This window comes from Oribacterium sp. (assembly GCF_057249185.1).
Window position 1 is genome coordinate 1 of sequence record NZ_DBHIGR010000055.1, and the last position, 12,556, is coordinate 12,556.

Here is a 12,556-nt window from a genome sequence, read left to right on the forward strand (position 1 = left end):
AGGCTTTTCAAGGCCTGAGGAGATTTTGGAACTATTTAACTGTCAAACTACCGCGCAACTTGAAGTTAGTACCGCTGCGAAGGCGAGGTTAGCGGGAGCGTGCCCCTGTTCAGCACTATATGCAGAAAAACCGATTTAAGAACCGATGTATTCCTTCTTAGCTGTCAAAATTTACCCGTATATTCTGTGAGGATTTGCTCCCATATCCTTTGGTTGTAAAAGTTGGGATTTTTGATATAATCATAAAGTTATCGGGGAATTGCCCCTAAGAGGAAAGCGCTTTGCGAGATTTGCTCGCTTTGAGTCTAAAGAAAAATGAAGAAATGGAGATAGCTATGGCAACTTTGTTAGAAAATTGGAGAAATACCGCCTACGGAAACGGAATGAATAAGCAGGAGCAGGAGGCTCTTTGGCAGAAGTATTTTGCTTTGGAGAAGGGATTTTATGAGGAAATCCTGAAGGATCCGAAGAAGGTTTATGAGGGAAGTGTAAAGGAACTGGCAGAAAAGTTCTCCATCGACCCCTTCATTTTCGTAGGAATTCTGGACGGAATCGATGAGTCTTTAGCAGGCTATCATAATCCTATAGATACTATGGAAGAAGATACCGTTGTTAAGATTCAGATTGATCCGGAAAAGCTGTACTACAACATGGTGGAGGCCAAGGCTTCCTGGCTCTATGAGCTTCCGGCTTGGGATTCCATTTTGACAGAGGAGAAGAGAAAAGAGCTCTATAAGGAGCAGAAGAAGTCCGGAACGGTGAAGAGAGAGAGCAAGAAGATTTATCCAAATGATGCTTGTCCCTGCGGCTCCGGAAAGAAATACAAAAAGTGTTGCATGAGAAAAGACGAAGAAAAAGAGAGAGAATTATTACAAAATGGCTAATGCGGACTATTTGGTAAGAGGGACTGCGGCAGAAGGGCAGATTCGCGCCTTTGCCTGCAGCACCAGAAATACGGCAGAGGAGCAAAGACGAATTCATAATACTTCCCCCATTGCCACTGCGGCTATGGGCAGATTGATGAGTGCGGCTCTGATGATGGGAGTGGAGTTAAAGGGAGAGAAAGACCTGATTACCCTATCCATCAAGGGAGACGGCCCGATGAAGAGTCTTGTGGCTACGGCAGACTCCCATGGCAATGTAAAGGGCGTTTGCGGGAATCCCTATGTGATTCTTCCCGCAAGGGAGGATGGTCACTTAAATGTAGGTGGCGCCGTGGGGAACGGTTTCCTTTCCGTGATCCGGGACAATGGCTTAGGAGAGCCATACGTGGGACAGACTGCCTTAATCAGCGGAGAAATTGCCGAGGATATCAATGCTTACTACAGTATCAGTGAGCAGATTCCTTCTTCAGTAGGCCTTGGAGTCCTGATGAATAAGGAAAATACTGTGGCTGAGTCCGGAGGCTTTATTATTCAGCTTCTCCCCTTTGCAGAGGAAAGTCTTCTGGATAAGCTGGAGGAGAAGCTGTCCAAGGTTCATTCCGTTACGGATTTACTGGCAAAGCATACACCGGAGGAGCTTCTGGAGTATTTGTTGGGAGATTTCGGACTGGAAATTCATGAGAAGCGGGAGCTTCGCTATCACTGCAACTGCAGCAGAGAAAGGGTGGAGAAAGCTTTGATTTCTTTGGGAAAGAAAGAGATTGAATCTTTACTTTCCGACCATAAATCCCAGGAAGTACGTTGTGATTTCTGCAATAAGAAGTACATCTTTTCAGAGAATGATTTAGAAGAATTGCTCAACAGATAATTTTTTCACAAGGCTTCTATTTTTCGAGTTTTCTAAAAAAGAGGGATAAAACCATTCAGAAAAAAACCAAAATGCTGGGATTCTTCTAAAAATGCGGTTGACGAAGTGCAGGGGATATGGTATTCTTCCATTGTTGTAATCAATTTCGGTTGCAATTGTTTTTTGGAGGATATAGTAATGAAAGGTACAGTAAAGTGGTTTAACAACCAGAAGGGTTATGGATTTATCTCTGATGAGACAGGAAAGGATGTATTCGTACATTATTCCGGATTGTCCGGAGACGGATTCAAGTCTTTGGAAGAAGGTCAGGCCGTTGAGTTCGAAGTAGTTGACGGAGCTAAGGGACCTCAGGCTACTAACGTAGTAAAGCTTTAATTTTTCTCTTCGGGTTTGAATCATTTTGTAATATAGACGACTTCTCGGGACAGACGGTTAAGTAAGACAGCATGAGAAGAAGGACAGCATTGCAGAAGTATCAAGATGAAAGAAAAGCAAAAGCAGGACGGCGCGTGCGCCGTCCTTTTTCATGTCATAAAAGGCGGTATAGCATAATAGAAAAGCATAGTTTTTATTAGCATAGAATAGGAGTTAGGAGGATCATGCAGGATAGGGAAAAAAAGAAAAGCTCCCGGGAAAATGAAATTTCCGGGAAAGTTCCCCAAGGAGCAAGGCGTAGAAGCAGCATTCATCTTAGTATTTATGCCATGTTTTTAGCCATTTCCATGATTTTGGGATATGTGGAGGCTCAGCTTCCTACGCCTATTCCCATTCCGGGAGTAAAACTGGGGCTGGCGAATTTAGTGAATATTTTAATGTTGTTTTCCGTAGGGCCAATCCCTACAGCGGTAATCGGCTTTTTAAGAATCATTCTCTTATCCCTTTTATTTGGAAACGCTTTGACCCTTAGCTATTCTTTGAGTGGATTTTTATGCAGTTTTTTGATGATGCTTCTATTTAAAAATCTGCTTCATTTTTCCACAGTCAGTGTCAGCTTGATCGGAGGAATCTTTCATAATATCGGTCAGGTGTTTATGGCGGCTTATCTTCTGAAAAACACGGCGCTTTGGTATTATCTCCCGTATTTACTGATTGCAGGCTCTGTTGCAGGTGTTCTAATAGGGATTTTAGGGGGCGTCTTAATGAAACGCCTGAAGCCTTTCTTTCGGCAATATTTCTAGTCCGGGAAGCTCTGTAATGCAGTAATAGAATTTCTACTTATGCAGACAGCAAAGAAAATATGCAAAAATATTCAAAAAAGCCCTTGACATAACCGAGGATAAAAGTATAATTATGCATATAACAGCTTTGCTTTATACATTGTTCGCCATTTGACAGGACAGTAAGGGGCTGGCTTTAACAGGTTGAACGGTTTTTGAACGGGAAGCTTGTTTGGAAACAGGATGATGAAGATTAGTGTATTTAAGGAGGAGAGAATATGAAAAAGTACTTATTGATTGCGGCATTGGCAGGATTGTCTTTGGTAGCTTGCAGCGGTTCCAAGGGAAGTACGGAAGGAGCAGCTAAGGGAAGTGAAGCGGGAACGGAACAGGGCAGTCAGGCAGGAGCGGAGAAGGAAAAGGATTCGGCTAAGGCGGAAGCAAATGGTGGGACCCTGATTATGGCTACCAATGCGGAATTTCCTCCCTATGAGTACCACGAGGGAAAAGATATTGTAGGTATTGATGTGGACATTGCGGAAGCCATTGCGGAAGAGATGGGAATGAAGTTGGAAATTTCCGACCTGGCTTTTGATGCTATTATTCCTGCAGTGCAGTCCGGAAAGGCAGATTTCGGTGCAGCCGGCATGACGGTTAATGAGGATCGTTTAAAGAATGTGGATTTCTCCGATTCTTATGCCACTTCCGTACAGAGCGTCATTGTGACAGAGGATTCCACCATCAGCAGCATCGATGATTTAAAGGGAAAGAAAGTGGGGGTACAGCAGGGAACTACCGGAGACCTGTATTCCACAGATGATTTAGGAGAAAAAAGCGTAGAACGTTTTCCGAAGGGGGCAGATGCGGTTCAGGCCTTACAGGCAGGCAAGGTTGATGCGGTGGTTATTGATAAGAATCCGGCAGAGTTATTTGTTTCTCAGAATAAGGGCTTAAAGCTTTTGGATACTGCCTATGCGGAAGAGGATTATGCTATTTGTGTTAAAAAAGGAAACACGGAGCTGGTGGAGAAGATTAATACAGCCTTAAAGAAGCTGAAGGATAGCGGTAAGCTGGAGGAAATTACAGCTAAGTATATTCAGGCAAAATAATCAGCTGCTTTGTATTCATTTCGAGGGTCCTGCCTATATGGCGGGACATCTCGCTGTAGAGGGGAGTAATATATGTCATTACAGGAACATCTGTATATGAATCTGGTGCAGGATAAACGCTATCTCTATTTTCTGGAGGGACTGAAAAATACCTTGATTATCACGTTTTTTGCCCTTCTAATCGGTGTGGCTTTGGGCTTTGTTATCGGTATGATAAGAAGTACCTATGACAGAACCGGAAAAGGGAAGATAGCCAACGGGATTTGTCAGCTTTATTTGACCATTATGCGCGGAACCCCTGCGGTGATTCAGCTGATGATTTTTTATTACTGTATCTTTACTTCCCGTATTTTCTCCGGAGTTTTTGTGGGCATTATTGCTTTCGGCCTAAACTCCGCAGCCTATGTGGCGGAAATCATCCGTTCCGGAATCATGTCCATCCCCAAGGGACAGATGGAGGCAGGTCGTTCTCTCGGCTTTAGCTATGGTGAGACTATGCGGTATATTATTATGCCCCAGGCGGTTCGTAATGTGCTTCCTGCCATCTTCAACGAGTTCATTGTCCTGATTAAGGAAACTGCGGTGGCAGGTTATGTGGCGGTACAGGATTTAACCAAGGCGGGAGACATTGTTCGTTCCAGAACCTATGATGCCTGGACACCATTGCTTACGGTGGCTTTGATTTATCTGATCTTAACCATGTTCTTCTCCTTCCTGGAGAAAAAGATGGAAGAGGCATTTCAAAGAAAAGAAAGGGGATAATGATGGCAGAGGTCTTGATTAAGGTAGAACATCTCCATAAGCAATTTAAAAATCAAGAGGTTTTACATGATATCTCCGTGGAAATTCATAAGGGAGACGTGATTAGTATTATCGGACCCTCCGGCTCCGGAAAGTCCACCTTTCTTCGTTGTTTAAATGCGTTGGAAAGTCCGACCAAGGGAGATATTTTCTTTGAAGGACAAAGCGTATTACATAGTAAGAATGTGGATGCTTTACGGCAGAAGATGGGCATGGTGTTTCAGCAGTTTAACCTCTTTCCCCACATGAGTATTTTGGACAACCTGACTCTTGGTCCCAGAAAGCTCCTTAAGAAATCCAAAGAGGAGGCAGAGGAAAAGGCAATGGCTCTTTTAAAAAGAGTGGGCCTTGAGGATAAGGCACAGCAATTTCCCCTACAGCTTTCCGGCGGACAGCAGCAAAGAGTTGCCATTGTACGAGCCCTTGCCATGGAGCCGGATGTGATGCTCTTTGATGAACCTACCTCGGCCTTAGACCCGGAAATGGTGGGAGAGGTGCTTCAGGTTATGCGGGATTTGGCGGAGGAAAAGATGACCATGGTGGTGGTAACCCATGAAATGGGCTTTGCCCGGGAGGTTTCCAACCGTGTGCTTTTCTTAGAGGATGGATATTTTATTACAGAGGCGGCTCCGGAAGACTTTTTCTATCATAGTGAAAATGAGCGTGTGCAGAGCTTCTTATCCAAGGTGCTTTAAAACTTGGAAGGCATATTTTCCTGCGGCGATAGGGTTCTGAAAAATCCTGTCATCGCTCCCTAAGAAGAAGCCCTTGAAAAGCCCCTATAGAGGTGTTAAGCTTAGTCGGCAAACAAATGTTTGCCGGCTATTTTTATGCAAGAAAGATTATAAAGAAAACGGTAGAAGACAAATAGTAAATGCAAGACTGTAGAGAGGTTTGGGAAATACATTGGAAAAGAAGTGGATAAAAATTCGTGGTGCGAATGAGCATAATTTAAAGCATGTGGATCTGGATATCCCCAGAGATTCTTTAGTGGTTCTTACCGGCTTATCCGGATCGGGAAAGTCTTCCCTGGCCTTTGATACCATTTATGCCGAAGGGCAAAGAAGATATATGGAGTCCCTGTCCTCCTATGCCAGACAATTCCTGGGACAGATGGAGAAACCGGATGTGGAGCTGATTGAAGGCCTTTCTCCGGCTATTTCCATTGACCAAAAATCCACCAACAGAAATCCCCGTTCCACCGTAGGAACGGTAACGGAAATTTATGATTATCTTAGACTTCTCTATGCCAGGGTGGGAATTCCCCATTGTCCGGAATGTGGAAGAGAAATCAAAAAGCAAACCGTGGATGAGATGGTGGACCTTCTGATGAAGCGGGAAGAGGGCACTAAAATGCAGCTCTTTGCTCCGGTGGTAAGAGGAAAGAAGGGGAAACACGAAAAGCTTTTGGAAAGTATTCGCCGTTCCGGCTTTGTTCGGGCAAGAATTGACGGCAATATGTACGAGCTGGAAGAGGAGATTGATTTAGAGAAAAATAACCGGCATACCATTGAGGTGCTGGTAGATCGTCTTGTGGTACGGAAGGGCATTGAAAAGCGTCTTACAGATTCCATTGAACAGGTGCTTTCTTTAAGCAACGGCCTTTTGCTTGTGGACTTTTTAAATGGAGAGGAGCTGCGGCTTTCCACCAGCTTTTCCTGTCCGGTGGACGGCAGCAGTATAGAGGAAATCGAGCCCAGAAGCTTTTCTTTTAATAATCCTTTTGGAGCCTGCCCTACCTGCTTTGGAATAGGCTATAAGATGGAATTTGATGCGGAACTGATGATTCCGGATGAAAGTCTATCTTTAAATCAAGGTGCCATTTCCGTAATGGGCTGGATGAATTCCAAGGATGAAGGAAGCTTCACCCATGCCATGCTGGTGGCTTTGAGTGAAAAGTACGGCTTTTCTTTGGATACTCCATTTTGTGAGCTTCCGGAGAAGATTCGGAAGATTATTCTCCAGGGTACCGGTACGGAAAGCATTACGGTACGCTATGCCTCCCAGTTTGGAAAAGGAAATGTGCACCGTGTGGTATTTGAAGGCTTGCTCAACAATGTGGAAAGACGCTATAAGGAGTGCTTTTCTGAGAAAATGAAGCAGGAGTACGAGCAGTTTATGCGGATTACGCCTTGTCCCAGCTGTCATGGAGCCAGACTGAAGCCCAGTTCTCTTTCCGTAACTGTGGGAGAGAAGAATATTTACGAGTCCTGTACTCTGCCTTTAGATCAGTTCCATGACTGGATTTCCACGGTGACGCTAACCGCCATGGAAGAGAAAATTGCGGATCAGATTATCCGGGAAATCAAGGCCAGAAGCAAGTTCATGCTGGATGTGGGGCTAAATTACCTAAGCCTTGCCCGTTCTGCCGGAACTCTCTCCGGAGGAGAGGCCCAAAGAATCCGTCTGGCTACCCAGATAGGTTCCGGTTTGGTGGGAGTAGCCTATATTTTGGATGAGCCCAGTATCGGCCTTCATCAAAGGGACAACGACAAGCTGATTGCCACCTTAAAGCGTCTTCGGGATTTGGGAAATTCCGTTATCGTGGTGGAGCATGACGAGGACACCATGCGAGAGGCGGATTTGATTGTAGATATCGGTCCCGGAGCCGGAGAACACGGCGGGCAGGTGGTGGCCGTAGGTACTGCCAAGGAGATTATGAAAAATAAGGACTCTATAACCGGTCAGTATTTAAGCGGAAAGAAAAAGATTCCTCTGCCAAAGCATAGAAGAAGCTTTACAAAGACTCTGGATGTGTATGGCGCCCAGGAAAATAATTTGAAAAATGTGGATGTGAAGATTCCTTTGTCGGTATTCACCTGTGTTACCGGCGTTTCCGGCTCGGGAAAGTCTTCTCTCGTGAACGAAATCGTCCATAAGCACTGTGCCAAGGTTTTGAACAAGGCCAAGATGATTCCAGGAAAGTTCAGAAAGATGGAAGGCTTGGAGGCCTTGGATAAAGTCATTGACATTGACCAAAGCCCCATCGGAAGAACCCCTCGCTCCAACCCGGCAACCTATACCGGCGTCTTCGACCTGATTCGTGATCTCTTTGCCAGCTCCAAGGATGCCAAGGAACGAGGCTATACCAAGGGGCGTTTCTCCTTCAATGTGAAGGGGGGACGTTGTGAGGCCTGTTCCGGAGACGGTATTGTAAAGATTGAGATGCATTTCCTGCCGGATGTCTATGTGCCCTGTGAGGTTTGTAACGGAAAGCGTTATAATAGGGAAACCTTGGAGGTTCGCTACAAAGGAAAGAATATCTATGATGTGCTGAATATGACGGTGGAGGAGGCCTATGAGTTCTTTGCCCATATCCCCAGTATTCAGCGAAAAATGCAGACGCTTATGGATGTGGGGCTTTCCTACATTCGCCTGGGACAGCCCAGTACGGAGCTATCCGGAGGAGAGGCCCAGCGAATCAAGCTGGCAACAGAGCTAAGCCGAAGAGGAACCGGAAGAACCCTGTATATTTTGGACGAGCCTACCACAGGTTTACATTTTGAGGATGTACGGAAGCTGGTGGAAATGTTACAAAGACTGGCGGATGGCGGCAATACAGTTCTTGTAATTGAGCACAATCTGGATGTGATCAAGTGTGCCGACTACCTGATTGATATGGGGCCTGAAGGAGGAAGCGGCGGAGGAACGGTGCTTTGTACCGGCACCCCGGAAGAAGTAGCGGAAAATCCAATATCCTATACCGGAAAATATTTAAAGAGGTATTTAAATTAGCAAAATTTAGCTAATGCGATATAATAGAGAAAACAATTATTTCAGATAGAAAAAACTATTATTTCAGCAGGAGATTAGCAGAGAAAGAGAGGACAGAACAATGAGCGCAGATTGTATTTTTTGTAAGATTGCCAATGGAGAGATTCCTTCCGGAACGGTGTATGAAGATGGGGATTTTCGGGTGATTCTGGATATTTCTCCGGCGGCAAAGGGACACTGTCTGATTCTGCCAAAGCAACACGGAAAGAATCTTTTGGAGATGGATGATGCAGTTCTGGCCAAGGTTTTTCCTTTGGCGAAAAAAATCGGACAAGCCATGGTGAAGGCTACCGGTGCCAAGGGCTTTAATGTGGTGCAAAACAACGGAGAAGCGGCAGGCCAGACGGTGGAGCATTTTCATGTGCATATTATTCCCCGCTTTGATGCAAAGGACAGCATGGTTTTATGGACTCCTCTTTCTTATGAGGATGGAGAGCTGGAGAAGGTGAAGGAAAGCATTGTAAAGGAGATTCATGGCTAAGATTGTATTAACAGGGGGAGGCACCGCGGGACACGTTACCGCAAATCTTGCCCTGATTCCCGGTTTAAAGGAAAGAAATCATCAGCTCTTTTATATCGGTTCGGAAAAGGGAATAGAAAAAGAATTGGCAGAAAAGGCAGGACTTCCCTACTACGGGATTGCCACAGGAAAGTTTCGGAGATACTTTTCTTTACAGAACTTTACCGACCCCTTTAAGGTCCTCGCAGGATTTTTTCAGGCCAGAAAATTCCTGAAAAAAGAAAAAATCAATCTGGTTTTTTCCAAGGGGGGATTTGTTGCGGTACCGGTGGTCTATGCTGCGGCAAGCCTTAGGATTCCCGTGATTTGTCATGAGTCGGATATGACCCCCGGACTTGCCAATAAGCTGACCATTCCCTTTGCTAAAAAAATCTGTTGTAATTTTCCGGAAACCCTAAATTATTTACCGAAGAAGAAGGCGGTCTTTACCGGTGCCCCCATTCGAGAGGAACTTCTACAGGGAAGTCGAGAGAAGGGCTTGGAAAGAGCCGGATTTTCCGGAGAGAAAGAGGTTTTACTGATTATCGGCGGTAGCATGGGCTCACAGGCGGTGAATCAAGTGATTCGAAAGAACCTGAACCAGCTCTTGGAAGACTGGGATATCCTCCATGTTTGCGGTAAGGGAAATGCGGAGGAGAGCCTTAAGAATAGAGTAGGCTATCAGCAATATGAATATGTTCATGAGGAGCTGGCGGATTATTATCAGGCGGCAGACTGTGTCATATCCAGAGCCGGAGCCAATGTAATCTGTGAGCTTTTGGCTTTGGAAAAGCCCAACCTTTTGATTCCCTTACCCAAGGGAGCTTCAAGAGGAGACCAGATTTTAAATGCGGAGTCCTTCCAAAAACAGGGTTATTCGCTGGTGCTTTCTCAGGAAGAGGCGGAGGCGGATTTTTCCAGGCTTTATGCTTTGTTAAAGGAGCTGAAGGAAAATAAGGCAAAATTTCAGGAAGCTATGAGAAACAGTAAGGAAAAGAATGGAAGAGAAAATGTATTACAACTCATTGATTCATTTTTGTAATCCTTTTTTTCGGGAAAAATGAATTCAGTAAAATTATTCAAGTTGTTCAATTTATGCCTGATGCCATAAAAACTTATGCCGTAAAAAGGAGGGGGAAGATGATAGGAATTATCGGAGCCATGGAAGAGGAAGTGGCAAAGCTTAAGGAGCTCTGTGAGGACAGAGAAGAAATCCAAAAGGGGCCATACTTCTTTGTAAAGGGAAAGCTTTCCGGACAGGAAGTGGTGCTTTGCAAGGCGGGAATTGGTAAGGTCAATGCAGCAGCATGTACCCAGGCTCTAATTGATGCCTTTTCTCCTGAGCAAATCATAAATACCGGTGTGGCAGGAGCCATTGCGGAGGAGATTCATGTTTTGGATCTTTTGGTCTCTAAGGATGCGTTGCAATACGATATGGATGCCACGGAATTCGGATACCCCCTGGGACAGATTCCCAGAGAAGAGGATTTGGCTTTTCCGGCAGAGGAAAGGATGATTGAGAAGGCATTAGCGGTGGGGAAGTCCATGCAGGGCTTTCATACTTTTCTGGGTAGAGTGGTTACGGGAGACTGCTTTGTTTCCTCACAGGAGAAAAAGGAATTTTTGCGGAAAGAGTTCCAAGCATCCTGTTGTGAGATGGAAGGGGCGGCCATTGCCCAGATTGCAAGGAAAAATGGGGTTCCTTTCCTGATTTTACGATTTATTTCCGATGAAGCAAATACCAAAGCACCTATGACTTATACAGAATTTGAAAGAAAAGCTATTGCACAAAGTGTAGACTTTGTCTTAGAATTCTTAAAGTAAGTTATTCTTACAAAATAAGAAATAAAGTTAGAGTTAACGGTGTATTTTTTTTAAGGATACACTGTAGGGGCTAAGAAGAGGAGATTTCCCGATATATCCGGGAATCCTCTCGAAAAAACTACCCTCTAAAGGATTAGAGGGAAAAGGAGAAGGAGGCTATATGCTACAATTTGATTTATCCAAGGCAAGAAAATTCATCAGTGAAGAGGAGATGGAGAACTTTAAAAGTCAGACTCTTGCGGCAAGAGATACTCTTTTGTCCGGAAAGGGTGCAGGAAATGATTTCTTAGGTTGGATTTCCCTGCCGACGGATTATGATAAGGGAGAGTTTCAGAGGATTCAGAAGGCGGCAAAGAAGATTCAGGAGGATTCCGATGTTCTTTTGGTAATCGGTATCGGAGGCTCTTATCTGGGAGCTCGTGCAGCCAACGAATTTTTAAATCACAGCTTCTACAATGAGTTAAAGAAAGAGGACAGAAAGACTCCGGAAATTTACTATGTGGGAAATAACATCTCTTCCAAGTATATTCTGCATTTGCAGGATGTGTTGAAGGGAAAGGATTTCTCCATCAACATCATTTCCAAGTCCGGAACCACTACAGAGCCTGCCATTGCCTTTAGAGTATTCAAGGGATTGCTGGAAGAGAAGTATGGAAAGGATGAGGCGGCAAAGCGTATTTACGCCACTACTGACCGAGCTAAGGGCGCGTTGAAGAATCTGGCTGACGAAATGCACTATGAGGAGTTTGTGGTACCGGATGATATCGGCGGACGTTTCTCCGTACTGACTGCGGTTGGTTTACTTCCCATTGCCGTGACCGGTGTGGATATTCAGGAGCTAATGGATGGCGCCAATGCAATGCGGGAAAGACTGCTTTCCGCTGATTACAAGGAGAACCCTGCTTTACAGTATGCGGCAGCCAGAAATATCATGCTTCGAAAGAATAAGAAGATTGAGATTTTGGTAAACTATGAGCCATCCTGCCACTACCTTTCCGAGTGGTGGAAGCAGTTAATGGGAGAATCCGAAGGTAAGGATCACAGAGGTCTGTTCCCCTCTTCCGTAGACTTTACTACAGATTTACACTCCTTAGGACAGTTTATTCAGGAAGGAAGTCCCCTGCACTTTGAAACCGTATTGGAAATTGAAAAATCCAAGGAAGAGATTGTGCTGGAGAAGGAAGCCATCGATACAGACGGAATGAACTATCTGGCAGGAAAAACCGTAGACTTTGTGAATAAGGCAGCCATGAAGGGAACCATCTTGGCTCACAGTGACGGAGATGTACCGAACTTTATCGTAAAGATTGACGAGCAGAGCGCCAGAACTCTGGGAGAAGTATTTTACTTCTTTGAGTTTGCCTGCGGTGTTTCCGCTTATTTAAACGGCGTAAATCCCTTCAACCAGCCGGGAGTGGAGAGCTACAAGAGAAATATGTTCGCCCTCTTAGGAAAGCCGGGATATGAAGAACTGGCGAAGGAGTTGGCAAACAAGTAATAGTTAGGGGCTGTAAAAAATCAAAATAGTTTTCTAAGCAATATAGGTCTAAATTTGGGGCACGCTCTCGCTAGCTTCGCCACGTATCGGATACTAAGCGAAAAACTGCGATTCTCTTGTTTTTCGCAAGTACCGACGGGCT

General features: G+C 44.9%; 12 protein-coding genes. All 12 read left to right on the forward strand.

The window, feature by feature from the left end:
• Positions 1 to 335 precede the first annotated feature (335 nt).
• The 12 genes from ACO4PX_RS04680 (at position 336) to ACO4PX_RS04735 (ending at position 12,414) form a co-directional block, all read left to right on the forward strand.
• On the forward strand, positions 336 to 884 hold the full coding sequence (locus ACO4PX_RS04680) for an SEC-C metal-binding domain-containing protein (RefSeq protein WP_040648399.1): 549 nt from the start codon (positions 336 to 338) through the stop codon (positions 882 to 884).
• The gene (gene hslO, locus ACO4PX_RS04685) at positions 877 to 1,752 is read left to right on the forward strand and encodes an Hsp33 family molecular chaperone HslO (RefSeq protein WP_183684108.1); all 876 of its coding nucleotides are present in this window, start codon (positions 877 to 879) and stop codon (positions 1,750 to 1,752) included. The genes ACO4PX_RS04680 and hslO overlap by 8 nt, the downstream gene beginning before the upstream one ends.
• A 177-nt stretch (positions 1,753 to 1,929) precedes the next feature.
• On the forward strand, positions 1,930 to 2,127 hold the full coding sequence (locus tag ACO4PX_RS04690; protein WP_007156460.1) for a cold-shock protein: 198 nt from the start codon (positions 1,930 to 1,932) through the stop codon (positions 2,125 to 2,127).
• A gap of 224 nt (positions 2,128 to 2,351) precedes the next feature.
• On the forward strand, positions 2,352 to 2,930 hold the full coding sequence (locus ACO4PX_RS04695) for a Gx transporter family protein (protein ID WP_314670269.1): 579 nt from the start codon (positions 2,352 to 2,354) through the stop codon (positions 2,928 to 2,930).
• Between the two features lie 257 nt (positions 2,931 to 3,187).
• The gene (locus ACO4PX_RS04700) at positions 3,188 to 4,018 is read left to right on the forward strand and encodes a basic amino acid ABC transporter substrate-binding protein (RefSeq protein ID WP_485571719.1); all 831 of its coding nucleotides are present in this window, start codon (positions 3,188 to 3,190) and stop codon (positions 4,016 to 4,018) included.
• A 72-nt stretch (positions 4,019 to 4,090) separates the two neighbouring features.
• The gene (locus ACO4PX_RS04705) at positions 4,091 to 4,780 is read left to right on the forward strand and encodes an amino acid ABC transporter permease (RefSeq protein ID WP_304071105.1); all 690 of its coding nucleotides are present in this window, start codon (positions 4,091 to 4,093) and stop codon (positions 4,778 to 4,780) included.
• A 2-nt stretch (positions 4,781 to 4,782) separates the two neighbouring features.
• Positions 4,783 to 5,514: an amino acid ABC transporter ATP-binding protein gene (locus ACO4PX_RS04710; protein WP_304071102.1), complete on the forward strand. Its 732-nt coding sequence runs from the start codon at positions 4,783 to 4,785 to the stop codon at positions 5,512 to 5,514.
• 211 nt (positions 5,515 to 5,725) lie between these two features.
• A complete protein-coding gene (uvrA, locus tag ACO4PX_RS04715) occupies positions 5,726 to 8,554 on the forward strand; it encodes an excinuclease ABC subunit UvrA (protein ID WP_485571721.1) in 2,829 nt (942 codons plus the stop codon).
• A 100-nt stretch (positions 8,555 to 8,654) separates the two neighbouring features.
• The gene (locus ACO4PX_RS04720) at positions 8,655 to 9,074 is read left to right on the forward strand and encodes an HIT family protein (protein ID WP_315369913.1); all 420 of its coding nucleotides are present in this window, start codon (positions 8,655 to 8,657) and stop codon (positions 9,072 to 9,074) included.
• Positions 9,067 to 10,134 carry an undecaprenyldiphospho-muramoylpentapeptide beta-N-acetylglucosaminyltransferase gene (locus ACO4PX_RS04725; protein WP_455016665.1) on the forward strand — a complete coding sequence of 356 codons (1,068 nt, stop codon included), beginning with the start codon at positions 9,067 to 9,069 and terminating at the stop codon, positions 10,132 to 10,134. The genes ACO4PX_RS04720 and ACO4PX_RS04725 overlap by 8 nt, the downstream gene beginning before the upstream one ends.
• 98 nt (positions 10,135 to 10,232) lie before the next feature.
• On the forward strand, positions 10,233 to 10,916 hold the full coding sequence (locus ACO4PX_RS04730; protein WP_485571723.1) for a 5'-methylthioadenosine/adenosylhomocysteine nucleosidase: 684 nt from the start codon (positions 10,233 to 10,235) through the stop codon (positions 10,914 to 10,916).
• A 160-nt stretch (positions 10,917 to 11,076) separates the two neighbouring features.
• Positions 11,077 to 12,414, forward strand: a complete 1,338-nt coding sequence (locus ACO4PX_RS04735) for a glucose-6-phosphate isomerase (protein WP_455016662.1) — start codon at positions 11,077 to 11,079, stop codon at positions 12,412 to 12,414.
• Positions 12,415 to 12,556: the final 142 nt, after the last annotated feature.

Bases quoted from the DNA above. Each gene is read 5' to 3' on its own strand.
- ACO4PX_RS04680 (WP_040648399.1), top strand. From the start codon at position 336: ATGGCAACTTTGTTAGAAAATTGGAGAAATACCGCCTACGGAAACGGA.
- hslO (WP_183684108.1), top strand. From the start codon at position 877: ATGGCTAATGCGGACTATTTGGTAAGAGGGACTGCGGCAGAAGGGCAG.
- ACO4PX_RS04690 (WP_007156460.1), top strand. From the start codon at position 1,930: ATGAAAGGTACAGTAAAGTGGTTTAACAACCAGAAGGGTTATGGATTT.
- ACO4PX_RS04695 (WP_314670269.1), top strand. From the start codon at position 2,352: ATGCAGGATAGGGAAAAAAAGAAAAGCTCCCGGGAAAATGAAATTTCC.
- ACO4PX_RS04700 (WP_485571719.1), top strand. From the start codon at position 3,188: ATGAAAAAGTACTTATTGATTGCGGCATTGGCAGGATTGTCTTTGGTA.
- ACO4PX_RS04705 (WP_304071105.1), top strand. From the start codon at position 4,091: ATGTCATTACAGGAACATCTGTATATGAATCTGGTGCAGGATAAACGC.
- ACO4PX_RS04710 (WP_304071102.1), top strand. From the start codon at position 4,783: ATGGCAGAGGTCTTGATTAAGGTAGAACATCTCCATAAGCAATTTAAA.
- ACO4PX_RS04720 (WP_315369913.1), top strand. From the start codon at position 8,655: ATGAGCGCAGATTGTATTTTTTGTAAGATTGCCAATGGAGAGATTCCT.
- ACO4PX_RS04725 (WP_455016665.1), top strand. From the start codon at position 9,067: ATGGCTAAGATTGTATTAACAGGGGGAGGCACCGCGGGACACGTTACC.
- ACO4PX_RS04730 (WP_485571723.1), top strand. From the start codon at position 10,233: ATGATAGGAATTATCGGAGCCATGGAAGAGGAAGTGGCAAAGCTTAAG.
- ACO4PX_RS04735 (WP_455016662.1), top strand. From the start codon at position 11,077: ATGCTACAATTTGATTTATCCAAGGCAAGAAAATTCATCAGTGAAGAG.